We start from the raw sequence: 26,723 nt of genomic DNA on the forward strand, positions 1-26,723 counted from the left end.
ATCCGGAGCAGAACGATACCTTCAGCGACCACTATCTGGAGCTGGACTACGATCTGTCCGAGACGCTGTTCATTTGTACCGCCAACTCGATGAATATTCCTGGGCCGCTGCTCGACCGCATGGAAGTGATCCGCTTGCCGGGCTATACCGAAGACGAAAAGCTGGCCATCGCCAAACGCTATCTGATACCCAAGCAGCTCAAGGCCAATGGCCTCAAGGATGATGAGCTTGAGTTTTTTGATGATGCAGTACTTGAGCTGATTCGCTACTACAGCCGTGAGGCCGGTGTGCGTGAGCTTGAGCGCCAGATTGCCAAGGTATGTCGTAAGGTGTTGCGTAAGCGTCTTGAAAAAGAATCCCAGGAAGGGGCTCAGGCGCCGGACAAGCTGTGTGCTAGTGATGTCGAGCAGTATGCCGGTGTGCGCCGCTACAGCTACGGGCTGGCTGATCAGGAGGACCAGGTCGGCCGCGTGACAGGGCTTGCCTGGACGTCAGTCGGCGGCGAGCTGCTCAGTATCGAGTCGGTGCTGACTCCTGGCAAGGGACGCATCGACAAGACAGGCTCACTGGGCGATGTCATGAAGGAGTCGGTGAGTGCGGCCCAGACAGTCGTTCGAGCCCGGGCTGCTGCGCTTGGCATTGACCCGCAGCGCTTCGAGAAGGAGGACCTGCATATCCATGTGCCAGAAGGCGCCACGCCCAAGGATGGCCCCAGTGCGGGCATAGGCATGGTGACGGCCATGGTGTCGGCTTATACCCAGCGTCCGGTGCGCTGTGACGTGGCAATGACCGGCGAAGTCAACTTGCGGGGTGAAGTGATGCCTATTGGCGGCCTCAAGGAGAAATTGCTGGCAGCCAGGCGGGGTGGTATAAAGACCGTGCTCATTCCGGAAGAAAACCGGCGTGACCTCAAGGAAGTACCTGATAACATCAAGGATGCGCTGGAAATCCTGCCCGTTCGCTGGATTGATGACGTGCTGGAAGTGGCTTTAGCTGAAAAAGCGTCTGCCGGCAAGGAAGAAAAACGGGTGGAAGATACAGCGTCGTCACAAGCGGTGATCAGTACACACTGAAGGGATTTTGATGTAATGTCGTTGGCTGAAGCCAGGCATCGTCTGGCTTTGACGTTAATGTTATTGACAGTGAAATCATCATATTGTTATAAGTTAGCGCCATATCTGTACCGCGATGTGTGATTATGACATTACATCGTTAATAGTTAAATCTGAAAAAGTCAAGGGGTGAAGAGTGAACAAGTCTGAGCTGATCGAAGCGATTGCTGCGTCCGCCGATATTCCAAAAGCCGCCGCAGCTCGGGCACTGGATGCCATGACTGATGCCGTGGCGGACAGCCTGAAAAAAGGTGACAACGTTTCTCTGGTTGGTTTTGGCACCTTTTCTGTCAAGGACCGTGCTGCACGCACCGGCCGTAATCCGCAGACAGGTGAGCCGATTCAGATCAGCGCCGCCAAAGTGCCTAGCTTCAAGGCCGGCAAGGCGCTCAAGGATGCCGTCAACTGAGACAGTCTGCCAAGACGGTTTCATGGTTGATACGGACATAAATAGGCGCACCGTCCATACGGTGCGCTTTTTTGTATTGATGAACTGACAGCTTTGCGGGACAGCTGTTGCGCCTGCTGCATAATGCACGAGTCGCCACAGAAATACCGCCTGAAGTCTGTCATCCGCGTTCGACAAGCAGGTGCCTGCATGCTGCAAGATATTCGTGATCGCTCCCAGAGCTGGGTCGTTAAGGTCATCATTGGTGCCGTAGTCGTCACTATGGCGCTGTTCGGAGTGGAGTCACTGGTGGGATTGCTGGGCAGCGATGGCGACGAGCTCGTTTCCGTCAATGGCGATCCGATTACCCGCCAGCAGCTTGATTTCACGCTGCAACGCGCCATCCGCAGTGGTCAGATAGCACCGGAGCAGGAGCGTCAGGCGCGAGCTGAGCTGCTGGAGGTCATGATCAATGACCTACTGATGGCCCAGTACATCGAGAAAGGCGGACTTTACCTGTCAGAGGAGCAGATTGACCGGTTCATTGTCAGCCTGCCAGAGTTTCAGGATGCCCAGGGGCGCTTTTCAAGCGAGCAGTTTCGTAATCGTATTGCCAGTGCCGGATTTACACCCATGGGATTTCGCCAGCAGCTACGCACCGATCTTGAGCGTGAGCAGCTGGAAGAAGGCCTGGTAGGTAGTGACTTTGCCCTGGACGTTGAAAATCAGCGGCTGCTTGAGCTTCAGCGCCAACTGCGGACTTTCCGCTACCGGCATCTGAACGAAGCGGATCTTGATACCCCTATTGAGGTCACTGAAGACGATCTGGTCAGTTACTATGACGCTCACCGAGGCGACTATCTGCGTCCTGAGCAGGTCCGGCTCGATTATCTGGTAGTTGATCGCGGCGAGATGGCGGAGGCCATTGAGATCGATGAACAAGCGCTGCGCGAGGCCTGGCTGGCGGATGCAGCTGATGCTGACCGGCGGGTGTCGCACATCATGGTCACTTTAGGCGACCAGCGCAGCCGTGCAGAGGCAGTTGAGCAGCTCGAGGCTGTTAAGGCGCGTCTGGCCGATGGCGAGTCATTTGCTGAGCTGGCGGCAGAAGTATCCGAAGATGGCAGCAGCAGTGAGCAGGGCGGCGATATTGGCGTTATCACCAGAGGCTTCCTGGGTGAGACATTTGATCATGCCGCCTTTGCTCTGAATGAAGGCCAGGTGTCCGATATCGTGGAAACTGATAATGGCTTGCACTTGATCCAGGTGACTGAGATCGAACAGGAGCCTTTCGAGCAGGCCCGTGAACGTTTGAGCGAACGTCTGGCGATTGCCGAAGTGGACGATGCTTTCAATGAGCGTGTTCAGCTGCTGATCGATGAAAGTTTCGCTGCCGATGATCTGGACAGCGTGGCAGAGACGCTTGGCCTACAGCGCCAGACAACTGATTGGTTGTCACGTGGTGACAGCAGCGGGCTCTTTATCGAACCGGGTGTGGAGCAACAGGCATTCTCTGCAGATGTTCTGGTTGAAGGCTTCAATAGTGAAGTACTTGAGCTGAGCAAGGACCGCCGTATGGTAGTCCGTGTGCGTGAACATCGCGATGAGACGACCCTGCCGTTGGACAAGGTACGTGATGAAGTTGCGACCGCGGTTACCAATCACAAGACCCGCGAGGCGCTACTGGCGCGTGGCGAACAACTGCTGGCTGAGCTGCGTGAAGGCAGCAGCAATGCCACTGCCGACTGGTCACAGGCCAATGTTACCCGTCAGCAAAGTGACCGGCTGCCCAATGTGGTGATCGACAAAGTGTTTCGCCTGCCACACCCCCAAGACGGCAAGCCGGTGTATTCACAGGTCGCTGGCAAAAGTGGCGTGATATTGATCGCCCTTGAGGGTGTTAGTCTTGAAGAAGCCAATCCGCAGAGTAACGCTTTCGTCAGCCGCCTGTCTCAGCAGATACGTGCCACTGGCACACTGGATGGACTGCTGCAGTATTTGCATGATGAAGCAAAAATCGTGCGACACTGATGTCAGACTGACGTAAGTTCCAACAGTCCAATGATGACAAACAGAGCCGCGCATCCCCTGGGTGCCGGCTCTGTTTCAATTAGTGTACAAGGAAGCCCTATGGCGACTATTGAACATCGTGCTGTCCTGACGGCGCCTCCGGAGCGTGTTTTTGCTTTACTCAGTCGAGTTGAAGATTTCGCCGACTATTCTGACCTTATCCGTTCCATCGAGCGTCTGGATGCGGATCATTACTGCTGGAATGTGCATGCCGTCGGTATGGATTGGAGTTTTACGGTTGTTGTTACTGAATCGCGTGCCCCTGAGGTTCTGGTATGGAAGTCCGTTAAAGGCGTGCGCAACAGCGGGCGCTATGAACTGACAGCGGTGCCAGAGGGCACCGAAGTGGTGCTGACGCTGGAGTATGAGGTCAAGGGTCGTCTGTTGGAGAAGGCCGTTCGCAAAGCGACGCAGCCACTGGTCAACAAGGTAAGCCAGCAGATCCTCGACCGGGTGGCTGAGCGTCTTGGCAGCTGAGGCCTGGGCAAATCGTCCTGTACGCTATCCAGCCAGTCATCCGCTGGGATGTTTCAGCGGCGCTGGTCTGTTGTGACCAATTGGCCCTGGTTGTTAACTTCCATACGCTTTTGGCGTCCTGCTAGCCATGCCATCACGGCGGCAAAGCACAGCACTCCCATCAGCAGCCAGGTAATACGCGTAATGCCAACGTTTGCGTCCAGCAACAGCCCGACCATCAATGGCCCCATGGCCGCCAGCGTGTAGCCGCCCCCCTGGGCCAGTCCGGAAAGCTTCCCGGCAATACTGGCGTCTCCACTGCGCAGTACAATCAGCGTCAGGGCTAAGCTGAACGAGCCGCCTTGCCCAAGCCCGAGCATGATGACACCGGGCCAGCGCAGCGCTGCAGGACCTGCCAGCAGCAGCCACAGGCCGCCACCTACCAGGCTCAGAACCAGCAGCAGCGCTGGACGCTGATCACTGTGTATGCGTGCAAACCAGGGCGCAGCGATAGCAGAAACCAGCTGGGTGAGTACGGACAGGCTCATCAGCCAGCCGGCTTCACCTTCGCTGTAGCCACGTTTGACCAGCAGCGTGGGTAGCCAGCCAAATACGATGTAAGCGAGTGACGACTGGCTCCCCATGAACAACATGATCTGCCAGGCGAGGGGCTGACGAAGCAGGGCGCGGGTGTGGCCGCTTGAGACCCAGGTTTGCCGATCAGGTGCCGGCTGCGGCATGATCCACCACCAGGCCATCAGTGCAAGCAGGGCCAGGCTGGCCCATGCCATGAGGCTGGCTGACCAGCTGCCTAGCGCGTTGGCCAGCGGGATGCTGAGCCCGGCGCCCATGGCGCCACCCAGACACAGGGCCATGGTATACACGCCGGTCATCAGGTCCGCACTGCCCGCTAATTCGCGCTTGACCAGTGCCGGCAGTAGCGTGCCGGCAATGCCAATCGCCGCGCCGGCCATTAGGGTGCCCAGAAACAATGGCGGGGCATAAGCCAGGCCGCGCAGGGCAAGGCCTGCGGCTAGGATGATCATGGCCAGCGCCAGGCTGCGCTCAATACCCAGGCGACTGGTTAGCCAGGGTGCCAGCGGCGCAAACAGGCCCAGGCACAGTACGGGGAGCGTCGTCAGCGATGACAGCATCAGCACTGACAGTTCGCCTTCGCGTTCGATACGCGGTACCAATGGCGCAAGAGAAGACAGCGCCGGGCGTAGGTTCAGTCCGACCAGTACCATCAGTACGATAAAGCTAATGCGCCCTGGCCGCTGGCGATCATAGGTAATAGGCAACATGCAGAGTGTTCAGCTCATCTGGCGGTTGGCGTCAGCGCGGACGCTGTCGAGAAGGGCAATAAACTGAACATCGCCGCTGCGGTCAGCACGGTCAACCCGGGCGACGCTGGCAATACCTGAATCGAGCTTGAGCTGGTCGAAGACTTCAAGAGTCAGCTTTTCGACTGGCGCCTGGTCTGCTGTCATGACGCCATCCGTCAGAGTGAAGGTTGTCATGAGGGTGGCACGTACCAGTGTTTTCCCCTCTTCCGCCAGCACGCGACGCACGAACAGCCAGCCTTCGCAGGTAGCGTGGTGACCTCCCTCGTAAGCGCGTTGAAAGAGGGTGCGATAGCAGGCCCGTTCGCTGGCGGCTTTTTCGGCCATGCTGCGGTAGGCCTCGATCATACGTGTAGCGGAAACACCCGCTTCATCCAGGCGGGAAACGGCGCCGCGGTGCTCGCGGTCTAGCTGTGCCTGACGCTGAAAGTTGAGCCAGCGGTGGTAGTCGTGAATCGTGTCGGTTGACATGGCGTCTTCCTTTTGACGATCAATGGCGGCCGGTTTAGTGGCCGCCAGGCGAGAAGGTGTCGAGAAAATGACGATAGGGTGACAAGCGGGGAGCTGGCGCTGTGACTCAGACTCAGGCCTGCTGGCGGCTACGCTGACGGCGGCGAGGTGGACGCTGCTGCCCATCAGACGCACCATTACCTTGGCTGCGCCCGCGCTGGCTCTGGCCACGGTTTCCAGCGGACTGGTTGCCGCGCCCGCGACCGCCACCCCCACCCCTGTTGCGGCCATTTTCGATGGGTTCAGGCTTGGCATTTGGGTCTGGCTCGAACCCGGGTTCGATATGCTTGACCAGGTCGCGCTTGATCAGACGCTCAATGCCGTTGAGTAGGCCATGCTCGTCGACACACACCAGCGATACGGCCTGGCCGTTGCTGCCGGCACGACCGGTGCGGCCAATGCGGTGTACGTAGTCTTCGGCCACGTTTGGTAGCTCGAAGTTGACCACGTGAGGCAGCTCATCGATATCCAGCCCGCGAGCCGCGATATCCGTGGCGACCAGCGCCTGGAGCTTGCCTGCCTTGAAAGCGCCCAGCGCACGCGTACGCGCTGACTGGCTTTTGTTGCCATGAATTGCCATGGCCGAGATGCCGTGTTTTTCCAGATGCTCGGCAAGGCGGTTAGCGCCATGCTTGGTGCGCGTAAACACCAGCACCTGATACCACTGCTGTTCCTTGATGAGATGGGCCAGCAAATCACGCTTCTTCTCACGGTCCACGCGGTAGACGGCCTGGTCGACGGTCTCGGCGGTGGTGTTGCGCCGTGCGACTTCGATCATTGTCGGGTTGTCCAGCAGGCGATTGGCTAGGGCCTGGATCTCGTTTGAGAAGGTGGCAGAAAACAACAGGTTCTGGCGCTTTTCAGGCATCAAGGCGAGCAGTTTGCGGATGTCATGAATGAAGCCCATGTCGAGCATGCGGTCGGCTTCGTCCAGAACCAGTATCTCAACATTGGCCAGTGAAACATGGCCTTGCTGTTGCAGGTCAAGCAAGCGTCCGGGGGTGGCAACAAGAATATCCAGCCCCTTGCGCAGGGCATCTACCTGGGGCTGTTGGCCGACACCGCCAAAAATGATATGTGACTTGAGCGGCAATTGTTTACCGTAATCACGCACGCTCTCGCCTACCTGGGCTGCGAGCTCTCGTGTTGGGGTGAGAACCAGCGCCCGGATACTGCGTGGCGCCGGGCGTGCACCGTCCGCCAGTCGCTGCAGCATTGGCAGTGTAAAACCCGCTGTTTTGCCGGTGCCGGTCTGGGCGCTGGCTAACAGGTCATCACCAGCCAGAACAGCAGGTATTGCCCTGAGCTGAATGGGCGTCGGTGTCGTATAGCCTTGCGCTTCAATGGCGCTCAGCAGTTCGGCTCGCAAGCCGAGTTCGGAAAAGGACATGCAGTCTCCGCAGCAACGTCCCGGCTCGCATTGACCAGAGTGGTCACGCAGTCCCGAGCAGGACGAGGGATAAGAAAATAGACAGTAGGACCACAGCAGGAGGGACTTGCAATGCCGTGAGCTACCGCATTATGCCATAGGCTCACAGACCCTGCAGCCTGTTGGAGTGTGTGCTGATCTCGTCTGACAGCTGATCCAGTCCGCTGGAGAGGGCCCGGACCAGCGCAGGATATCCATCGCTGGCTAGTGGTACCTGGATATCAAAGCGTCGCTGAACCAGAGTCCGGTTGGCTGAGTCACTTAGCTGCCATTGACCGCTGACCGCCGCATACCCGGTATGGAGCCCCTGGAATTGATCAACTTCCACCTGCAAGCTGAGCGCGGGAGTGTCTGCGTTGATATCGCGATTCAGCATCACGCGCCCCTGGGGCAGTCGGTCGGCCAGCCGGTCCCGAATCCCGCGCTCTATGACGGCACCCAGCGGCTCAGCCCATTGGTGGTTACTGGCCTCTTGAAGGCGCACGTCATCGAGCTGAAAGACAATGCCCTTGACCTCAAGAAATGGCGCTAGGTGTATAGCACGAATGGCCAGTAGCGGCGCATTACCTGAAACAGAGGCTGCAGCGCTGCTACCTGCACTAGCTGCTGATGGCAGCAGGTAGGTGCTGGGCGGGCTGACATTGCTGGCACAGCCCGCCAGCAGACTGCCAATCAACAACGCACCAATCAACACCTTCGGGATTGTGAAGCGGATCATGGCTGCCTCCTCTGGTTGGGTGCGCGGGGCATCGGGTCATCGGCCTTGGGGCCCTCGAATATCAGTGAACGCGGATCATCGCTGATCTTACGCGCGGCGGGTTGCAAGTCACGTATCAGGCGTCTGACTTCATGCAGGGTGGTGGTCAGCTCCTGATAGGCATTTGACTGGGGGGAAATACCTTTAAGTGTGGCTTGCAGGTCCACAAGAGTGTTGTTCAGTGTCGCAGGCAGTTTGCGGGTGTCTTCGTCACCCAACAGGTCACGCAGCTCAGCGGTCAGTTGATTGATCTGGTTGAGCATTTCCTCAGACGTGGCGAGGTTGCGGTCCAGGTTGGCCAGGATTGGCTCGACCTCAAGATGGTTAAGTTTATCGAGCAGGGCAGTGACTTGCCCCTGGATCTGCGCCAAGCCTCCAGAAGTGGTCGGGAAAACACTCTCGTCAGCGAAAGTCTCAGCCTGATAGGTGCCGGCGCGCTGTTCATCAAAGGTCACGTCCACAAAGAGCGCGCCGGTCAGCAGGCTGCCACTTTTCAGTGAGGCCCGCAGCCCGGCGTTGAACAGTCCGTCGAAGCGCTTTTTCCATTCCGCCAGGTCGATATTTCCACTGTCATCCAGGCGCTGGGGCTCGAGGTGTATCAATACCGGAATGGCCAGACGGTCGCGGCCCTGGGGCTGGGGCGCGTTGAATTCCCAGGGCACACTTTCTACTGTGCCGATGCGAATACCGCGAAACTCAACCGGTGCACCACGCGAAAGGCCGCGTACGCTGTCTTCAAACAGCAGGACATATTTTAGATAAAGGTCGAAGGTTCCTTCCTGGGCTTCTGCGGAATTGCCGAACAGCTCGTAGGTGCTGTTCTGTGAGGCCAGCTCGCCTGGTGGCATGCCTTCCGGTACGCCAAAGGTTACGCCGCCGTTGATGATGGTTTCAAAGGATGCCATCTGGAACTGGATACCCTCTGAACCGAGGCTCAGGTCAATTCCTGTCGAGGTCCAGAAGCGTGTGTTGGTGGTGACCAGCTCATCGTAGGGGCTTCTGATAAACACCCGGTGATGCATCTCGCGAGATGTCACGTCAAAGTCGGCTTCTTCAATGCGCCCGACAGACAGCCCCTGGAAGGTGACCGGATCACCGACGCTCAGTGAACTGGCTGCCTGGGTGATCAAGTTGAGATGAAGCCCCTTGGCGCCAGGCGGTGCAACGGGTGGTTGGTCGCTAATCGTGAAGTTGCGTGCTTCCTCATGGCTCTGGCCGGGCTCAAGCTGGATGTAGGCGCCAGATAATACTGTACCCAGGCCGCTGATGCCGTCGCGACCAACACGCGGTCTGACGACCCAGAACGAGGTGTCATCCACCAGCAGTGGCTCGGCTTCGGGCTTCATGCGTGCCTGAATGATTACCTGGGCCAGATCTTCTGACAGCGACAACTTCTCGACGCTGCCAATATCAACACTGCGGGTTTTGATCAGTGTTTTTCCGGCCTCGATGCCGTCGGCACTCTCAGTGGTCAGCGTAATCAGCGGGCCACGGCTAGCATAGTGCTGGTAGGCCAGCCAGGCACCGATCAGTAGTGCCACTATAGGGACAAGCCAGATGGGCGACACGGGGGCCTGACGCGCTGTACGAGCGCGGTGGTTATCCTCGGGAGGTGACTCTTGGGTCTGGTCATTCATGCAGGCTGTTCCTTGTCTGCGGGCCCTGTTTCTTTGGTGGAGTCATTGATGGGGCCATTGTCGGGATCGGGCTTCTTGGCGCAGGTTGATTCTCCCGGCTCGTTGGCATAGTCCCCTCGTTGGCATAGTCCCAAAGTAGGTGGGGTTCAAAGCTCTTGGCGGCTAGCATGGTCAGCACCACGACGGAAGCAAAAGCAAGTGCTGCCGGGCCAGGTGTGACTGACATCAGGTTACCGGCACGAATCAGCGCAACCAGGATGGCAACCACAAAAATATCGACCATCGACCAGCGACCAATAAACTCGGTCAATCGGTACAGGCGGGTTCTCGATAGGGCATTGAGCTGTCCGGCGCGTGGCGCGACGCTGCACAGCCACACCAGAGCGATCAGCTTGCCCAACGGTACAATAACGCTGGCGATCAATATCACCAGAGCAATCGGCCAGGAGCCCATGTTAACCAGCTCTATAACACCGCCAACAATGGTGTTGGAGGTGCTGCTGCCAAGGCTTGTGGTGGTCATGATCGGATAGACGTTAGCCGGAATATACATTACTGCAGACGCGGCCAGAAGCGCCCAAGTGCGTTGCAGGCTGTGCGGTCGGCGCAGGTGCAGGGGTTCATCGCAGCGCTGGCAGCGTCCATGGCCAGTATCATCCACGCGATTGACCAGGCCACAGGTGGAGCAACCACTGAGCCTCTGAGGCGCAGCAGTCTCCCCGGTTCTGGCGTTGTCCGGCGCAGGAGGCTCGCCAGCCAGCGCAAACCACAGCCAGTCGCGATCGACCGATTGTGTGGTGGCCAGCAGCAGCAAGGCATAAGCGCCAAGGGCCCAAAATGATGGACCTAGAGTGACGTCTGCCAGGCTGGCAATCTTGATCAGGCTGACCAGGGTGCCGATCAGAAACACATCCACCATCATCCACGGATAGAGATGTACCAGCGAACGGGCGATGTGTCGGCTCATGGGTAGGGCCTTGCCGGTCAGCAGACCCGCTTGGACCCAGATCACACCGGTCAGGTAGACCGCCGGCAACACGATGGTAGTCAATAATACGGCCATCGCAACCAGTGGCTCATGGAAGTAGATCAGCTCTGTCGATGCCTCTATCAGTTCGATACGGTTACTGATGCCGCTGGTGCTGAAAGACAGAAACGGGTAGCCAAGCGCCAAGCCCAGCAGGATCAGCGTGGTAATCGCCAGTGCCATGCTGCGTTGGGCCGGATAGCGGTGACGTGTTACCGCAGCGTGGCCACAGCGTGGGCATAGTGCCTGTTCGCCGGAGGCCAGCGGCGGTAGGGCCATAAGCCAGTCACATTCGTGGCAGGCGCGTAGGCGCCGCCGGGAAACGCGCTGTTCCGGTGGCGTGCGGTCCACGAAGGGAGCCTGCTGGGGAAACCTGATTTGGCGTGGGCTGAATTTTGCCACCTGGTGGAAATCCTTGGACTGGCGGAACGACAGTTATGAAATACGAGCTGATATGTTGACGTGAGCGTTAGCATAGTCAAGGATTCGCGACCTTTAGTTCCATTTTCAGGAGACAATTAATGTTACTTGCACTAGCGGCGGTAGTGGCTGGGCTGGCCTTGCTGGTATGGAGCGCCGACCGCTTCGTAGAAGGTGCTGCTGCAACATCGGCCCGACTGGGTGTGCCCAGCCTGCTGATTGGCCTACTGGTTATCGGCTTTGGCACTTCAGCGCCGGAGCTGGTGGTGTCGGCGATTGCTGCCAGTGACGGTAACCCCGGACTGGCGCTGGGTAATGCCTATGGCTCCAACATTGCAAATATCGGACTGATTCTCGGACTGGTGGCTTTGGTATCTCCGCTAACAGTAAACTCCAGCGTGGTCAGGCGTGAGCTGCCGTTGCTCGGGTTGGCGACCCTAGTGTCGGCGCTGTTCATGCTGGGTGGTGCTTTTACCCGTCTTGAGGGCGGTATTCTACTGCTTGGGTTGGCGGCGTTTATCGGCCTGAGTGTTGCCATCGGCATGAAAAACGGCAGAGACCCACAGGCCATCGATAGTGAAGCACTGGTAGAGAACGTCATGAGCCTGCGCGCGGGACTGACATGGACGCTGATCGGCCTGGTTCTGCTTATGGCCAGCTCACGAGTGCTGGTGTGGGGTGCCGTCGAGATCGCAGAAGGGTTTGGCGTCAGCGATCTGATTATCGGCCTCACTGTAGTTGCTATCGGTACCTCCTTGCCAGAGCTTGCCTCATCCATCAGTGCTCTGCGGCGCAAAGAGCACGACATGGTGCTGGGCAACGTAGTGGGGTCCAATCTGTTCAACACCCTGGGCGTGGTAGGCTTGGCCGCCATCATTTCACCGATAGAGGTGGGGCCGGACGTGCTGTTGCGTGACTGGGGGGTAATGACGGCACTGACTATTCTGCTGGGGCTGTTTGCTATTGCTTGGCGTAAAGGCCGGCCAGGACGGATAAACCGTCTTGAAGGTGCAGTGCTGCTGGCCGTGTATTGCGCCTATACTGCGCTGATGGTCTACCTGGTGATTTCAGCGGCCAGGGCTTGAAAGCAATGCGACAGAGGCCGCTTCTGAGCAGTGACATCGAGCAGTGACATAGTGTCGCAATACCGGGACAGCTTTTGCTGATCGTCACAGTATCCTTCAGACTCAGGAGCATCTGTTACCGCGCAAAAATAATGTCTGCTCTCAGGTAGTTGCTGCCCGAGCGCAGTGCGGTGAACTCTTGATAAGGTAAGCTGATGAGCGGTTCCCCGTACGAGAAAACCTCTTCTCTCAGGCATAGCGCTCAACAGCGCATTATTGCACCGGTATCGCGCCAGCTGCGTCGTGCTAGTGTGCTGTCGGTGATCTCGGGCCTGATCTGGCCTATTCAAGCGGTGTTTGTGGCTTGGGCCATTTCTGGTTGGGTGGCAGGTGAAACAGGGCGTACTCTGTGGGCGGCCGGTTTCTTTGTGCTCGGTGGACTGATACGTGCGCTGCTGGTTAAGCGCGCCGGTGGTCATCTGTTTGATGCGGCCGACCAGACCATCAGACGCGAACGCAACCTGTTGATCACTCGCGAAGCCCGTGCCAGGGCTAGCGCCAGCTCTGCTGAAATTGCTGCACTGCTGGTGCAGAAACTGCCACTGCTGCAGCCGTGGATTACCCGCTATTACGTGGCCATGACGCGCGTCTCTGTGCTGCCGCTGGTGCTCGTCGGCCTGACCTTCTATGTCTCCTGGGTTGCTGGGCTGGTGCTGCTGGTGGCAGGGCCACTGATTCCCATTTTCATGGCGCTGGTCGGCATGGCTGCCGAAGACGCTTCGCGCAAGCAGATGGATGAAATCAGCACCATGAACAGCATGCTCATGGAGCGTCTGTCGGCGATGCTGGACATCCGCCTGCTGGGGGCCACTGAGCGTGCCGCTGCCGACTTTACCAGCCGTGCCGAAGCGCTGCGTAGCCGCACCATGGCGGTGTTGCGCGTGGCATTCCTGTCATCCACTGTACTTGAGCTGTTCAGCGCCATCGGCGTGGCCATGCTGGCGGTGTTCATTGGCTTTTCGCTGTTGGGCGAAATCACCTTCGGTAGCTGGAGCACACCGCTTACTCTGGGCGAAGGCCTGTTTTTGCTGCTGATCGCTCCGGAGTTCTTTCAGCCGTTCCGTGACCTTGCTGCTGCCTGGCATGATCGTGCCGATGGTTTGGCCGTGGTTACTGAGCTGGATGCCCTGGATAGCGCTGAACGTGTGCGTTTTGTCGGCCGCGCAGAGGCGGTGGCGCCCTTGCCCGGCGCGCTGAGCCTGACGCTCAGCGGAGCTGTAGCAGAGCTGCCGGGCCGTCAGGTGGCGTTACCCGATTTCACTCTGAGCGCCGGTCAGTCGCTGGCACTCACCGGCCCCAGCGGTGCGGGCAAGACGACCGCGCTGGCGGCGATTGCCGGGTTAGTTCCTATCAATGCCGGACAGGTCATCGTATGCGGCAGCGTGCTAGATGACACCACGGCGGACGCTTGGCGGCAGCGCATTAGCCTGATCCCACAGGTACCACACTTTTCAGATCACACTCTGCGCGAGTGGCTTGACCCTGAGGGTCGCGGGGCTGACCCCTGGCCTGCGCTGGCGCTGGCTGAAGCTCGCCAGTTTGTTGAGCGTCTGCCAGAGGGGCTGGATTCTCGGCTAGGGCAGAGTGGTGGCGGGGTGTCTGGCGGTGAAGCGCGGCGTCTGATGATTGCGCGTGCTGTGTTGAGCGGACGCGAGCTGATTCTTGCCGACGAGCCTACCGCTGACCTTGATCCAGATACCGCAGCTCAGGTCATTCGCGCGCTGTGCCGCCTAAAAGAGGATGGGCACAGCCTGATCGTAGCAACGCATGATCCTGCTTTGGTTGAAGCCATGAATCGGGCGGTGGAGATAAAGCTGATGAGGGTAGCGCAATGAGACCAAGCGCCATGAAGTCATTAGTGCCCATTGTGCGTCTGCTCGTGTCTGCCTCGCCCTGGGCCATGACCCGCGGCGCACTACTGGCCGTCATCGTTCTGCTGATGGGGGCCGGGCTGCTAGGTCTGTCCGGCTGGTTCATCACTGCTACCGGCATTGCGGGCATTACCGGGGTTGGTATTGCGTTTGATGTATTCCGGCCGTCGGCTGGCGTGCGCTTCCTGGCGCTGGGAAGAACCATATCGCGCTATGGCGAACGCCTGCTGACCCATGATGCCACCTTGCGTGCCCTGGCAGCGCTGCGTGTCACTTTGCTTAGACGTCAGTCGCTGTTCCACAGCAGGGCGCTGGCGCGGTTGCGCAGCGAAGCAACACTGACTCGCATCGTATCCGATGTGGATGCCCTAGATGGGGTGGTACTAAGGCTGGCGTTACCGGCCCTGGCAGCACTTGTCACACAGCTGGTCGTGTTTGTGATGATGGGCTGGCTCGCTGACTGGCGGGTGGCCTGGGCGCTGTTGGCAGGTTACATGCCGCTGACAGCGCTGATCTTCTGGTGGCTGGCACGGCGTAGTTTGGAACCCTCGGAAACCGTTGAGTCAAGAGCCCAGGCGCTGCGCCGCGCTACCATCGATTTGCTGCGCGACCGCCAGGCGGTAATCCTGGGCGGTGTTCTGGGGCAGCGTGAAGCCCGCCTGCTCAACATTGACGGTCAGTCGCGTCAGGCCGCCCGTGAGCTGGATAGTGCCGAGCGCTCGGCCGAAGCTGCCGTGTCATTGCTAGTGTCCGCTGTGGCGGGTTTGACGCTGGTGGTCGGTGGCGGGCTGGTAACCCAGGGCGTGGTCAGCCCGGCAGTCGGTGGCATGGGCATCTTTGTGGCCTTGGCCTTGGCTGAGACCATTCTGCCACTCAAGCGCGGCGTGGCGGATTTCGGCAGGATGAGCGGTGCTGCTCGGCGTATCAATGAGAGCCTGCAGCAACCCAGAAGAGACTCAGCCAAGCATGTTAGTGGAGACTCTGAGGCACCTTTGCTTGTGGTGAATACCACGCAGTTGACGCTGGAGCTTAACCCTGGCGATACCGTGGCCCTTACGGGTGCCAGCGGGAGTGGTAAAAGCACGCTGCTGATGCAGATAGCGGGGCTGGGTGACAGCACGACCAGCGGTGCTGGAGAGAATGGTAATGACGATTGCGTCAGTAACGACAGTATTTTGCTCAAGGGCGTTCCCCCATGCGATTGGCTGGAGTTGGCCCTGCGTGAGCGGGTAACTGTGGTGCCGCAGCGCAGCGCGCTGATCGCCGGCAGCATCCGCGAGAACCTGTGCCTTGCCCGCGACGCTAGCGACGACGAGCTGTGGGAGGCGCTGGCGGCCGTTGCGCTGCGCGAGGTCATTGCTGAGCGCGGTGGACTGGGGGCGCGGTTGGGCGAGGGCGGGGAGGGGCTATCAGGTGGTCAGTCCCAGCGATTGACCTTGGCGCGGGGTATTCTAAACCGGCCTGAACTGCTGTTGCTGGATGAGCCGACTGAAGGACTGGACGAACAAACGGCCGATCAGGTGCTTGAAGGAATACGCCGCTATCTGCCTGGTGCTGCGATACTTGCGACCTTACACCGCAGTGCTGACCACCCGGTATTCGATAGACAAGTGAAGCTGCGTTTGTGACGATAAGCTTGTGCATTATGGATATAAATAACAATACGGATGGATTTCTTCGCAGCGATGAAGTTCCGTCTTTGGGTTGTTGAGGCCAGGGAGGATTTCTGTGCCCTCGTAGTGAGAGTCTCGTGAGAGATGCAGGGATGCTGGCACCGGCCAGGTCCATTAACTGTCTTCTGCTCACCGGGTTGTGATGGTGAGTAGTCCTGAACCAGGGAGAGCCCAGACATGGATCTCGATATCGTTGAGCTGTCGCGATTACAGTTTGCACTGACCGCGATGTATCACTTCCTTTTCGTACCACTGACGTTAGGGCTGTCAGTGATCATTGCGATCATGGAAACTGTGTATGTCATGACCCGCCGAGTGATCTGGCGTCAAATGACGAAATTCTGGGGTTTGCTGTTTGGCATCAACTTTGCCATTGGTGTGGCTACCGGTATTACCATGGAATTCCAGTTCGGCATGAACTGGTCCTACTACAGTCACTATGTAGGCGACATTTTCGGCGCGCCGCTGGCAATTGAAGGGCTGATGGCCTTCTTCCTCGAAGCGACGTTTGTCGGGCTGTTCTTCTTCGGCTGGGACAAGTTGAGCAGAATTGGCCACTTGGTGGTGACTTGGCTGGTGGCGATTGGTTCCAACTTTTCGGCGCTGTGGATCCTGATAGCCAACGGCTGGATGCAGAACCCGGTCGGTGCGGAATTCAATCCTGAAACCATGCGCATGGAAATGACCAGCTTCTTTGATGTGCTTTTCAACCCGGTGGCCCAGGCCAAGTTCGTGCATACGGTGTCCGCTGGCTATGTGACGGCTTCGGTATTTGTGCTGGGTGTTTCGGCCTGGTATCTGCTCAAAGGGCGGCACGTCGACCTGGCACGTCGTTCGATTGCAGTTGCCTGTTCGTTTGGCCTGGCTGCAGCGCTGTCGGTGGTTGTTCTTGGCGACGAGTCTGGCTACCTGACCACCCACGACCAGAAGATGAAGTTGGCTGCCATGGAAGCCATGTGGGAAACCGAAGAAGCTCCCGCTGCATTCACTTTGGTAGGTATTCCTGATCAGGAAGCCCGCGAGACAAAATATGCTATCCACATTCCGCACGTCATGGGCCTCATCGGTACACGTTCATTGAACACACCGATTGAAGGCATCAAGGAACTGCTGCAGGAGTCCGAGGAGCGTATCCGTTCTGGCATCATTGCTTACGACGCGTTGATGACAATCCGTGAGGATCGTAAGCAGACAAGCTCTGAGGTGCGTAACATCTTTGAAGAGCATGGCGGGAACCTGGGCTACGCTTATCTGCTCAAGCGTTACGTGGACGACCCGCGTGAAGCAACTGAGGCTCAGATTGCTCAGGCGACTGATGATACCTTGCCTGAAGTCTTTCCGCTGTTTTGGGCATTCCGCATCATGGTTGGGCTGGGCTTTGGCTTTATCATCCTGATGGCTTACTTCTTCTGGCGCACCAGCTTCCGTGGCCACGACTATCCGCGTTGGGCGCTGCGTCTGGCAGTCGTTATCATTCCGGCACCCTGGATTGCTGCAGAACTGGGGTGGTTTGTTGCTGAGTATGGTCGCCAGCCCTGGACAGTCGATGGTGTGCTGCCAACAGCGTTGTCAGTCAGCCATCTCTCGATTGCAGATCTGCTGTTCACGCTGGCGGGCTTTACCCTGTTCTACACTGTGTTGTTCATTGTGGAAATGGGGCTGATGCTCAAGTACATCCGCAAGGGCCCGGTCGAAGATGTTGAAGAGACCGAAGCCTGGATGGCACAACACAAGCGTCGTCTGAGTGTTCAGGACGACAACAGCCACCTTGCGACTGCGGAGTAACTGCCATGATTTTACATGAGTTCATTAGCTATGACGTGTTGAGGGTCATCTGGTGGCTGCTGCTTGGCGTTCTGCTGATCGCCTTTGCGATGACCGATGGCTTTGACATGGGCGTGGGAGCACTGCTGCCCTTTGTTGGCAAGACAGATATTGAACGTCGTGTTGCGATCAATACGATTGGCCCGGTGTGGGAAGGCAACCAGGTATGGTTCATCCTGGGTGGCGGTGCCATCTTTGCCGCCTGGCCGCCGTTGTATGCGGCCAGTTTCTCCGGCTTCTACCTGGCCATGTTCCTGGTTTTGGCAGCGCTGATCCTGCGTCCGGTAGCCTTCAAGTATCGCTCCAAGCGCGACTCTACTGCCTGGCGCGCTTCATGGGATTGGGCGCTGTTTATCGGAAGCTCCGTGCCGGCGCTACTGTTCGGTGTTGCCGTCGGCAACGTGTTGCTGGGTGTGCCCTTCGAGCTGACGCCGGATCTGTTCACGCTCTACCACGGTAGCTTTTTGGGCAAGCTGTTCGGCTTGCTGAGGCCCTTTGCGCTGCTGGCAGGCGCTGTCTCACTGATGATGCTGGTGACTCACGGTGCCGCTTGGCTGTCGTTCAAGGCCGAAGGTGTCGTTGCATCGCGTGCGCGTGCCATCGGCAGTGTAACGGGGGTGGTGACCATCGTTGGCTTCGTGCTCGCTGGCGTGTGGTTGATGTTTGGCATCGAAGGTTATGAATTGGTCAACAGTCCCGAGGCCAACGGACCGTCCAACCCGCTACTGACTGAGGTCGCGCGTACCAGTAGCTGGCTAGACAGCTATGCCGAACGGCCGTGGGCGATGGCAGGTCCGGTACTGGGCCTGCTTGGCATGCTGATGACAGTAATTGGCCTACGTGCCGGCCGTGAGGGTTCTACGCTGCTGTGGTCCAAGCTGGGTATTTTCGGGGCGATTTCCTCGGTGGGTCTGCTGATGTTCCCGTTCTTCCTCCCCTCATCTATCAGCCCAAACTCATCGCTGACCGTGTGGGACAGCTCGTCTTCTCATCTGACGCTGTTTGTCATGCTCTTCGCGACGGTCATATTCCTGCCGCTGATCCTTGGCTACACCGCCTGGGTATACAAGGTGCTGTGGGGCAAGGTGACGGAAACTGATGTCACTGATGGTCACAGCTACTAAGGAGAACGGATATGTGGTATTTCGCTTGGTTATTGGGGCTCCCTCTGGCAGCGGTGTTCGCCATTGTTAACGCGATGTGGCTTGAGCTCGAGCATGACCGTGTGCTGGAAGGGGATGAGGAGTCCACCAAGTCAGGGCGCGATGCGTTCTGAGGTATCGATAGTGAGTCAGTATCGGCGCCGTTAGCGCGCCACCAGCAGTAAAAAACAGGCCGGTAGTACGTGCAGGAAGCACATACTGCCGGCCTGTTTTTTTGTCAAATGTGGTCTGTTTGCAACCTTTGCACAGCAGGCTTTGCAAGATACCGGCGAATCTTCGAGGATGAGTGGTTATTCTCCGTGAAAAGGAAGCCTGTCGTGTACAACCAACTACTGCGTCTGCCCAAGGCTGAGTTGCACTTGCACATTGAGGGCACACTGACACCCGAGCGCATGATGAGTCTGGCCGAGCGTAACGGCATGCCGCTGCGCTATACATCGGTTGACGATATTTATGCCGCTTATGAGTTTACGGATTTGCAATCGTTTCTCGACGTGTACTTCCAAGGTATGCAGGTGTTGAAGACTGCTCAGGATTTCGAAGATCTCGCCATGGACTACTTCGAGCTGGCCCACAGCGAAGGTGTTGTGCATATTGAGTTGCATGTTGATCCACAGGCGCATCTGGCACGCGGCATTGCACTTGAAACCGTGATCGAAGGGCTGAATCGCGCCCGCAGTAGGGCACAGCGTGAGCTGGATCTCAGTAGCGCGATGATTCTGGCGTTCCTGCGTGACCGACCTGCAGAAGAGGCCGCCGAACTGCTGGAGTCCACCATTCCATACCTTGAGCACTTTGCTGCTGTCGGCCTTGATAGCGCAGAGCTTGGACATCCGCCATCGAAGTTTCGGCAGGTGTTTGCCCGCGCCGCTGAGTTGGGACTGGCCCGTGTTGCCCACGCCGGTGAGGAAGGTCCGCCAGCCTATATTTATGAAGCGCTGGATATTCTTGACGTTGAGCGCATCGATCATGGTGTGCGCTGCATGGAGGATCCCGCCCTGGTTGAGCGCCTGCGTGATGAGCGAAGGGTGCTGACGGTCTGTCCGCTGTCGAATGTGCGCCTCAAGGTAGTCGAGCGTATGGAAGACCATCCGTTACCCGCGATGCTTGACGCCGGACTCATGCTGACCCTCAACTCCGATGACCCCAGTTACTTCGGTGGCGGCCTGCTGGACAACTACCTGGCCTGCCATCAGGCCTTCGGCTGGGATATGGTGGTATTCAAGAAGCTTGCGCGAAACGCCCTCAACGCCGCCTTCATGAGTGAAGCGCGGCGTGAGGCGTTGTTGGCGAGAATGGATGCCTTGAGTGTCTGAGCGCTTGACTAGCTTCCCGACCAGCCAGCCAGAATGGGCACATAGACCACCAACAGCAGAACGCAAATCAGTCCCAGCAGGTAGGGAATGATCGCCCGGGTAATACGTTCTAGCGGCAGCTGAGTGACCGAGGAGGCCACATAGAGGTTGATCGCCACCGGCGGAGTGATCATGCCGATAGCGAGCCCCACCACGATGATTAGCCCGAAGTGGATCGGGTCGATGCCCAGCTGGGTGACCAGTGGCAACAGCACCGGCGTAAGAATGATCAGCGCGCTGGCGGTCTCGATAAACACACCGGTGAGCAGGATCACTGCGACCACCAGCAGCATGATCACCATCGGGTTCGTGGACAGCGATAGCACAGCATGAGCAATGGCACCGGGTACCTGCCAGCTGGAAAGGGTCCAGCTGAGTACCGCTGAGGTAGCGATGACCAACATGATCACGGAGGTAGTGATCGCCGAGCGGATCAAGATGCGGTACACGTCAGACAGACGCAGATCGCGGTAGACGAACAGCGACACCAGCATGGCGTAGTTCACCGCTACCACTGCCGCCTCGCTGGGCGTGAAAACTCCGGTGAAGATCCCTCCAAGGATGATCACTGGCGTCATCAATCCCCAGCTGGCACTCAGGAAGGTGCGCCAGATGGTTGCCAGAGAGAGTGCGGTGCCGCGCGGGTAGTTTCTGCGGTAGGCCTGCACGATGGCGATAGCGGACAGACCCAGACCCATGGCGACTCCGGGCAGGATGCCGCTGAGAAAAAGTTTGGACACCGACTGCTGGGCAATCACCGCATAGATGATCATCGGTACCGATGGTGGGATTACCACGCCAATGGTACCGCTGGCGGCGATCAGGCTGGCGGCGGAAGCTGGCTCATAGCCTTTCTTGCGCAGCTCGGGCACCAGGCTTGAGCCCACCGCAGCAGTGGTGGCGGCCCCAGAGCCTGAGATGGCGGCAAAGAACATCCCCGCGCCTACCGAGACGATCGACAGCCCGCCCTTGAGAAAGCCAAATAGCGAGTCGGCGAAGTCGACAAGCTTCTCGCTGACCTTGCCTTCTGCCATCAGGTCGCCGGCCAGGATGAACATCGGTACCGCGACTAGGGCGAAAGAGTTGATGCCCTGAAACATCTGCTGGGTGACCACCATTAGAGGCACACCCTCGGCGTTGAGGGCTACCAAAGTGCTTGCGCCGATGGCCAGTGCAATGGGGACACCCAGCAGCATGAAGACGACGAACAGAGCGAATAGCAGTAGCGTCATGGGACGGGCTCCCCGGCTGAATCCTCGTCCTTGCGAACGATGCTGTCACCCAGAGCCAGTCCGGCAAGATCGACCAGCGCATACCAGGTCATGATGCCTGCGGTGAGCGGAATGATCGCATAGACCCATGTCATGGAGATGCGCAGTGACGCTGAGCGCTGGAAGCTCTGCACCTGCATGTATTCCTGGCCAATGACCACCAAGCTTGAGAGGAAGCCCAGCACCACCAGAGTGGCGGCAGTGCGGCACAGCCGCTGGGGCAGACTGGGCAGGGCATCGACGACAAAGGTAACAGCAATATGCCGACCGCGCTGAAAGGCCAGTGTAGCGCCGAGAAAGGTGATCCATATCAGCAGGAAGCGGGCGACCTCTTCGGTCCAGCCGACAGCTGTAAAAAATACGCGTGAGATGATCTGTAGAGTGATGACACCGATCAACGCCGCCATGCCCGCGAAGACGATGGGCTGAATGACGGCGTTGAGGGCGCGCTCACTCTGCCGCAGTACACGCAGCAGGGAGTGGGCGAGTGAGGACACTTACTTGAGTGCCTCCTGGATACGCGGCAGGTAGTCGCCGAACTGCTCTCCGTACTTCTCGTAAACCGGTGCCACAGCCTGCTGGAAGGCTGCGATATCTGGCTGATCGACGATCTGCATGCCGGCGTCGGTAAGCTCAGCTAGCTGTTCGGCTTCCATCTCGGCATTGATCTGGCGCTCGTACTCGGCGGCTTCCTGTGCGGCTTGCTTCAGCACTGCCTGGGCCGCTTCAGGCAGCTTGTTCCAAGTCGGCATGCCCATCACGAAGATCGCCGGGGCATAAGTATGCCGGGAAAGCGTTAGGTGATCCTGGGTCTCGTAGAGCTTGAACGAGTGGATGACGTTGACCGGGTTCTCCTGGCCATCGATAGTGCCCTGCTGCATGGCGGTCAGCGCTTCGGTCCAGGCCATGGGAACCGCGTTGGCACCCAGCTCACGAAAGGTGTCCACGTAGACCGGGTTCTCCATTACCCGGATACGCAAGCCATCGATATCGTCCGGTGTTGTTACGGGCTGTTCGCTGTTGGTCAGGTTACGAAAGCCACGCTCAGCGTAGGCCAGCCCTACGAGATTGACTTCGCTGAGCCTGCCAAGTAGTTCCTGACCGATCTCGCCGTCCAGCACTTCATAGGCCGCTTCTGGAGAAGGAAAAAGGAAGGGCAGCTCGAACACCGCCATCTCCTCAAGGAAGTTGGCTACCGGCCCGTTGGTGATTACGCCCATGTCGACGGTGCCGATCTGCATGCCCTCAAGTAGGGTGCGTTCATCGCCGAGGCTAGCGTTGGGGTAGAGCTCAACGTCGATCTTGCCCTCGCTACGCTCCTGAACAAGCTCCTCGAACTTCTCGGCAGCGAGATGAAAGCCGTCCTGCTCGTTGACTACATGAGCCAGACGCAGGGTAACGGGATTCATATCGGAGAGCTCGCTGGCCTGAGCACCAGCGGCCAGAGCCAGCGACATGGAAAGAGTCAGCGTACTGCGGGTGAACACATTCATGATCGATTTCCTTTTTGTCTCAGCATCTTGAGGTGTTAAACGCCAAAAAGCATGCACCGTAACGCGACCAGAGGTCAATCGGCTTTGGGTCATCGCTGTACTGGCAGCGGATAGCAGGTCAGCCCAGCTTACAGAGTTTCACTCGATGGCTGCGAGCCCGCCTAACCTGATAGTCACCTAAGCCCTATGGATGGCAGCTCTGGCCAACAATTATACTTAATTAAACTGTATGTGTCGGGCTTGCCAGCCCGCGCTTCTGTCTCCTTGAATTCACTACAGCACAGACACCGCCTGAGCTGCCTGCTCCAGATAAAGCAGCGCTCGAAGATAGTGTTAATGATGAATCACATTTGGCCGATGCATTCCATTTTATTGATCATGTCTATAGCTACGTCAGCTACGTCTTCGAGCAGAACCAGTGTAATGTCGAAGTTCCCATCCCTTCACCGATGATGGAAACACAGCCGGTCATCATTGACGACAGAGTGGCGAGGGCAGCTGTCAGCTTTAGCATTTTCGTTTTCATGTTGCCCACGCAAAAAACCGCCGTCAGAAGCATGCCCTGACGGCGGTTTTAGTAATTTTGGTCGGAACGACAGGATTCGAACCTGCGACCTTTGCAACCCCATTGCGTTTACCCCATATTTAAGCAGAAACGAATAGAAACAAAAAGCAACGTATATCACAATAAAAACAATTGCTTGACTGTATATCGCTGTTTGCTGCTTGTAGCCCGTTATAGCCCGTTATATCCTACCCATGGAACCTATTTGGAACCTAGAAATCGAGGCCAAGGGTATGAAAGAAAAGACAGAACGGCTTACCACCAGAGCGCTGGAACGTCTCGCTAAGGAGCTGCCCGAAGGTGGTGAGGTGTGGGACAACAGCGAAGCCGGCTACCACGTCCGCGCTGGCAAGCGTGGCCTTTCGTTGCGAGTGTCCTATTACAATCTGGCTGGCAAGCGTCGCGTACTGACTCTTGGCCGCTATGGCGTTGGCAACATGACAGCCGCCAAAGGCCGTCAAGATGCCGCCGAAGTGCTGGCCATTGTCGCCCAGGGCGGTGACCCCCGCGCGGTGCTGGAGGAAGCCAGGGCCGAGGAGCAGCGCCAGCAACAGCAGACCTTGGGCGCCTACCTGTCCGGCCCTTACACCGCCTACCAGAATCGCAAGAAAGATGGTGCCGGCAGCCTGCGACGCATCGAGAAAGACTTTCCCGACTGGCTGAATAGCCCCATGGGCAGCCTGACGCGGGCCGATGTTGAGCGCTGGCAAGCCGAACAAGAGGCCGCCAACAAGCCCCGCGCCTTTGGCACCCTTAAGCGGTCCTATGACGCTTTGTGTGGCCTGCTGGCGCACGCGGCTGAGCGCAAGGTGATACCGGCCAACCCGCTGAAGGGCGTCAAGCTGCAACGGCCGGCCATGACTGAGGAGAAGATGGCCGAGCAAGCATCCCAGCGGCGCTACTTGGAGGCCGAGGAGGTCAAGGCGCTGTTTGCCGGGTTGGAGGCGTACCAAGAGGCCAAGCGAGAGCAGCGGCGCAATAGCCGCGCCCACGGTAAGGCGTATCTGCCGGACCTGGACGGCGTGGCCTATGTGGATCACGTCGCCCCCTGGATACTGACCATGTACTACACCGGCTTGCGGCCTGGCGATCTGTTCGGGCTGCGCTGGGAGCATATTAATCTGTCGTTTCGCACCGTCCGAAAGACGATTGAAAAGACGGCACACCACCGCGAAGAACCTCAGACTTTCCCGCTATCCACCGATGCCGTGGGCGTGCTGAAGGCATGGCACCAACAGCAAGGCGAGCCCACCACCGGGCTGGTATTCCGGTCGCCACGCAAGGGTAAGCGCATGAGTCCCACCGCGATGCAAAAGCCATGGGCGACTGTCCGTAAACTGGCCGGGCTACCTGATGACCTGCTGCTGTACAGCCTTCGCCACAACTTCGCCAGCCAACTGGTGATGGCCGGCGTTGACCTGTTGACGGTTTCCAAACTGATGGCTCATTCGGATATTCAGACCACCATTCAATTCTATGCCCACCTGCGGCCGGATCATTCCCGCCATGCCGTCGAGGCGTTCGCCAAAGCGGTGCCAAGGGCGCCAGCCGAGGAGGAGGGCAACAAGGCGCCAGCGATCCGCGTGGCAGCCAGCAACGTTTAACCCGAATTGGCCGGCTAGGGCTGTACACCCGAAAGCGTGGCAACTCCACCACGTTGGCCGGCCAACCTTATATGGAGTGAGCGCGAGGAGTGGCGCAAATGAGTATTCAAAGCCGCCTGCTGGGGCGTAAAAAGTGGTACACCTTGGACGATGCAGCCCGACGTTTGAGCGTTGAACTTGGAGAGGGAGTAACTGTTCGTGATGTAATGCAGCTGGTACTGGATGGGGATGTTGGCCTTTGCGTCATGTTGCAACGTCAGCGTGCAAAACGCGTTGTGGGAACCCTTGGTGAGCCTGTCCCACTTAGAGTGGGAGATGTTGAGTTTTCGATGGTTCGTGTGCCATATGGTGACGTAACTTGTGAGGCCAAAACAGAGATTTTGGATGGCATTTACCGAGTAAGCTACAACCATGACTTCTTTCAATCGCTGTTGATACGCGACATCACCGGTGGTGATGCTTGCCTAGATGGGTTGGGATGGTGTGGCGTAGAAAGCGCGGACTTACAAGGCGAACTATTTATGCTGTTTGATTATAGCGCCCAGTATAAAGAAGACCTGCCCCAGTTTGGTGGGCTGACTTTAAATCAGCTAGTTATCTTGAAGAAGGATGTTGATGCCTTTATATCGAGCCTTGATGAGCAGGAATCTGGGGAGCCCGCCGAAGGCGAAGAGCTGCGAGCCCTTGAGGCGCTGGGGCTGCTGGCCGAAACGGTCGCCAAACAAGCCCCCCGGTACCAGCGGAACAACAAGCCTAACAAAGCCCAGATAGCCGAAGTCATGAGCCAGCAAGCCGGCGAGGTCTACGGCATGAGCAAGAGCAAGCTGCAACGGTTGCTTAGCGATGCTTTGGACGCTTGGGAGGAAAAGCGCGGCTAATTGATCTGCATTTTGCATAATTGCACCTGCACCACGGCAGCCCTGGCTGTGGCCACTATTGAAGCGTCAACCAGCAACATAGAGACGCTTCAATGTCTACCAAGACACAAGTACCCGGCGACATTCTCGCCAATGCCCTAGCCCGATACCGCGACGGCTTCGACCCGGCTTTAATCGAGCTGCCAGAAGCCGCTGTATTTCCACACCTGATCCCTGCCCAGCCAGCGACCGCCCGCAAGGCCCGAACCACCGGCAGCCTGCTAGGCCGTCCGGCCCCTCGTTTTGTGAAGCGCGGTCGTGCCGTTCGCTATCGCCTGCAAGACGTTCTGGAATGGCTGGCTGATGGTGATACCTATGCCAGCACTGCTGAGGCCCACATGGCCGGGAGGGCGTTGGCATGAAACCCCTTTACCACTACACCAGCCAACGCCAGCACTTGCCAGCGATCCTGGAGAGCGGCGAGCTTCGAGGTCGTGCCGATATGGCTGGCGAGCGCCCGCTGATGTGGTTTTCTGCGCATCCCTTCTGGGAGCCCACCGCCACTAAGCCGCGCATGGTAGGCGGCCTGCTGGTCCCGCATGCTTTCGAGGAGTACCGCGACCGCGTTGGTTGCGTACGCTTCGCACTGCCTGCCGATGACGCGCGCCTGATGCACTGGCGCCGGGCGTGTAAGTTTGCCGGTATCCCTAAGCGCGACCGCTGGGCGATGGTGTCGGTAGGCGTCAAAGCCGGCGGCGATCCGCGCCAGTGGTT

Annotated in this window: 24 protein-coding genes; 15 read left to right on the forward strand and 9 right to left on the reverse strand. The window is 58.2% G+C overall.

Annotated elements, in window-relative coordinates; translation table 11 throughout:
* The 4 genes from ACTH3D_RS05650 to ACTH3D_RS05665 form a co-directional block, all read left to right on the forward strand.
* The coding region (locus ACTH3D_RS05650; protein ID WP_441666090.1) for a S16 family serine protease at positions 1–1,073 on the forward strand (1,073 nt) is incomplete at its 5' end.
* 175 nt (positions 1,074–1,248) lie between these two features.
* The gene (locus ACTH3D_RS05655; RefSeq protein WP_441666091.1) at positions 1,249–1,521 is read left to right on the forward strand and encodes an HU family DNA-binding protein; all 273 of its coding nucleotides are present in this window, start codon (positions 1,249–1,251) and stop codon (positions 1,519–1,521) included.
* 189 nt (positions 1,522–1,710) lie between these two features.
* Positions 1,711–3,531 carry a SurA N-terminal domain-containing protein gene (locus ACTH3D_RS05660; RefSeq protein WP_441666092.1) on the forward strand — a complete coding sequence of 607 codons (1,821 nt, stop codon included), beginning with the start codon at positions 1,711–1,713 and terminating at the stop codon, positions 3,529–3,531.
* A gap of 99 nt (positions 3,532–3,630) precedes the next feature.
* Complete coding sequence (locus ACTH3D_RS05665; RefSeq protein ID WP_441666093.1) at positions 3,631–4,047, forward strand: SRPBCC family protein; 417 nt, start codon at positions 3,631–3,633, stop codon at positions 4,045–4,047.
* A gap of 53 nt (positions 4,048–4,100) precedes the next feature.
* Here ACTH3D_RS05665 and ACTH3D_RS05670 read toward each other — a convergent pair whose 3' ends face one another.
* The 6 genes from ACTH3D_RS05670 to ACTH3D_RS05695 all read right to left on the reverse strand — a co-directional run bounded on the left by ACTH3D_RS05670 (position 4,101) and on the right by ACTH3D_RS05695 (position 11,080).
* The gene (locus tag ACTH3D_RS05670; RefSeq protein WP_441666094.1) at positions 4,101–5,330 is read right to left on the reverse strand and encodes an MFS transporter; all 1,230 of its coding nucleotides are present in this window, start codon (positions 5,328–5,330) and stop codon (positions 4,101–4,103) included.
* 9 nt (positions 5,331–5,339) lie between these two features.
* Entirely contained in the window at positions 5,340–5,840 is a 501-nt protein-coding gene (locus ACTH3D_RS05675) for a hypothetical protein (RefSeq protein ID WP_441666095.1), read from the reverse strand.
* A gap of 112 nt (positions 5,841–5,952) precedes the next feature.
* Positions 5,953–7,269, reverse strand: coding sequence for a DEAD/DEAH box helicase (locus ACTH3D_RS05680; RefSeq protein WP_441666096.1), 1,317 nt, complete (start codon positions 7,267–7,269; stop codon positions 5,953–5,955).
* A gap of 142 nt (positions 7,270–7,411) precedes the next feature.
* A complete protein-coding gene (locus ACTH3D_RS05685; RefSeq protein ID WP_441666097.1) occupies positions 7,412–8,026 on the reverse strand; it encodes a PqiC family protein in 615 nt (204 codons plus the stop codon).
* Positions 8,023–9,702, reverse strand: coding sequence for an intermembrane transport protein PqiB (pqiB, locus tag ACTH3D_RS05690; protein ID WP_441666098.1), 1,680 nt, complete (start codon positions 9,700–9,702; stop codon positions 8,023–8,025). Before pqiB ends, ACTH3D_RS05685 begins: the two co-directional genes overlap by 4 nt.
* The gene (locus tag ACTH3D_RS05695) at positions 9,695–11,080 is read right to left on the reverse strand and encodes a PqiA/YebS family transporter subunit (protein WP_441666099.1); all 1,386 of its coding nucleotides are present in this window, start codon (positions 11,078–11,080) and stop codon (positions 9,695–9,697) included. The genes pqiB and ACTH3D_RS05695 overlap by 8 nt, the downstream gene beginning before the upstream one ends.
* A 170-nt stretch (positions 11,081–11,250) precedes the next feature.
* Between ACTH3D_RS05695 and ACTH3D_RS05700 the strand changes: the two genes are divergently transcribed.
* The 7 genes from ACTH3D_RS05700 to ACTH3D_RS05730 all read left to right on the forward strand — a co-directional run bounded on the left by ACTH3D_RS05700 (position 11,251) and on the right by ACTH3D_RS05730 (position 20,120).
* On the forward strand, positions 11,251–12,234 hold the full coding sequence (locus tag ACTH3D_RS05700; protein ID WP_441666100.1) for a calcium/sodium antiporter: 984 nt from the start codon (positions 11,251–11,253) through the stop codon (positions 12,232–12,234).
* 194 nt (positions 12,235–12,428) lie between these two features.
* A complete protein-coding gene (locus ACTH3D_RS05705) occupies positions 12,429–14,108 on the forward strand; it encodes an ABC transporter ATP-binding protein/permease (protein ID WP_441666101.1) in 1,680 nt (559 codons plus the stop codon).
* A gap of 11 nt (positions 14,109–14,119) precedes the next feature.
* Positions 14,120–15,772, forward strand: a complete 1,653-nt coding sequence (locus ACTH3D_RS05710) for an amino acid ABC transporter ATP-binding/permease protein (protein WP_441666102.1) — start codon at positions 14,120–14,122, stop codon at positions 15,770–15,772.
* A 222-nt stretch (positions 15,773–15,994) separates the two neighbouring features.
* Entirely contained in the window at positions 15,995–17,602 is a 1,608-nt protein-coding gene (locus tag ACTH3D_RS05715; protein WP_441666103.1) for a cytochrome ubiquinol oxidase subunit I, read from the forward strand.
* Between the two features lie 5 nt (positions 17,603–17,607).
* Positions 17,608–18,765 (forward strand): cytochrome d ubiquinol oxidase subunit II, encoded by a 1,158-nt coding sequence (cydB, locus tag ACTH3D_RS05720; RefSeq protein ID WP_441666104.1) that lies wholly within the window; start codon positions 17,608–17,610, stop codon positions 18,763–18,765.
* Between the two features lie 11 nt (positions 18,766–18,776).
* Positions 18,777–18,917: a cytochrome bd-I oxidase subunit CydX gene (gene cydX, locus ACTH3D_RS05725; protein WP_441666105.1), complete on the forward strand. Its 141-nt coding sequence runs from the start codon at positions 18,777–18,779 to the stop codon at positions 18,915–18,917.
* Between the two features lie 204 nt (positions 18,918–19,121).
* The gene (locus ACTH3D_RS05730) at positions 19,122–20,120 is read left to right on the forward strand and encodes an adenosine deaminase (RefSeq protein ID WP_441666106.1); all 999 of its coding nucleotides are present in this window, start codon (positions 19,122–19,124) and stop codon (positions 20,118–20,120) included.
* 8 nt (positions 20,121–20,128) lie between these two features.
* Here ACTH3D_RS05730 and ACTH3D_RS05735 read toward each other — a convergent pair whose 3' ends face one another.
* From ACTH3D_RS05735 to ACTH3D_RS05745, 3 genes are read right to left on the reverse strand one after another with little or no spacing between them, the layout of a single operon-like run.
* A complete protein-coding gene (locus ACTH3D_RS05735) occupies positions 20,129–21,391 on the reverse strand; it encodes a TRAP transporter large permease (RefSeq protein ID WP_441666107.1) in 1,263 nt (420 codons plus the stop codon).
* Positions 21,388–21,927, reverse strand: coding sequence for a TRAP transporter small permease (locus ACTH3D_RS05740; protein WP_441666108.1), 540 nt, complete (start codon positions 21,925–21,927; stop codon positions 21,388–21,390). The genes ACTH3D_RS05735 and ACTH3D_RS05740 overlap by 4 nt, the downstream gene beginning before the upstream one ends.
* The gene (locus tag ACTH3D_RS05745) at positions 21,928–22,923 is read right to left on the reverse strand and encodes a TRAP transporter substrate-binding protein (RefSeq protein WP_441666109.1); all 996 of its coding nucleotides are present in this window, start codon (positions 22,921–22,923) and stop codon (positions 21,928–21,930) included.
* A gap of 798 nt (positions 22,924–23,721) precedes the next feature.
* On the opposite strand from ACTH3D_RS05745, the gene ACTH3D_RS05750 reads away from it, so the two are divergent.
* The 4 genes from ACTH3D_RS05750 to ACTH3D_RS05765 form a co-directional block, all read left to right on the forward strand.
* The gene (locus ACTH3D_RS05750; RefSeq protein ID WP_441666110.1) at positions 23,722–25,092 is read left to right on the forward strand and encodes a tyrosine-type recombinase/integrase; all 1,371 of its coding nucleotides are present in this window, start codon (positions 23,722–23,724) and stop codon (positions 25,090–25,092) included.
* A gap of 98 nt (positions 25,093–25,190) precedes the next feature.
* Entirely contained in the window at positions 25,191–25,970 is a 780-nt protein-coding gene (locus ACTH3D_RS05755; RefSeq protein WP_441666111.1) for a hypothetical protein, read from the forward strand.
* Between the two features lie 92 nt (positions 25,971–26,062).
* Positions 26,063–26,371: a hypothetical protein gene (locus ACTH3D_RS05760; RefSeq protein ID WP_441666112.1), complete on the forward strand. Its 309-nt coding sequence runs from the start codon at positions 26,063–26,065 to the stop codon at positions 26,369–26,371.
* Positions 26,368–26,723 (forward strand): hypothetical protein (locus ACTH3D_RS05765; RefSeq protein ID WP_441666113.1); only part of this gene is annotated, 356 nt, incomplete at its 3' end. The genes ACTH3D_RS05760 and ACTH3D_RS05765, both read left to right, overlap by 4 nt.

The sequence above is a fragment of the Halomonas sp. genome, from assembly GCF_052095765.1.
In the GTDB taxonomy this organism is placed as follows: Bacteria; Pseudomonadota; Gammaproteobacteria; order Pseudomonadales; family Halomonadaceae; genus Halomonas.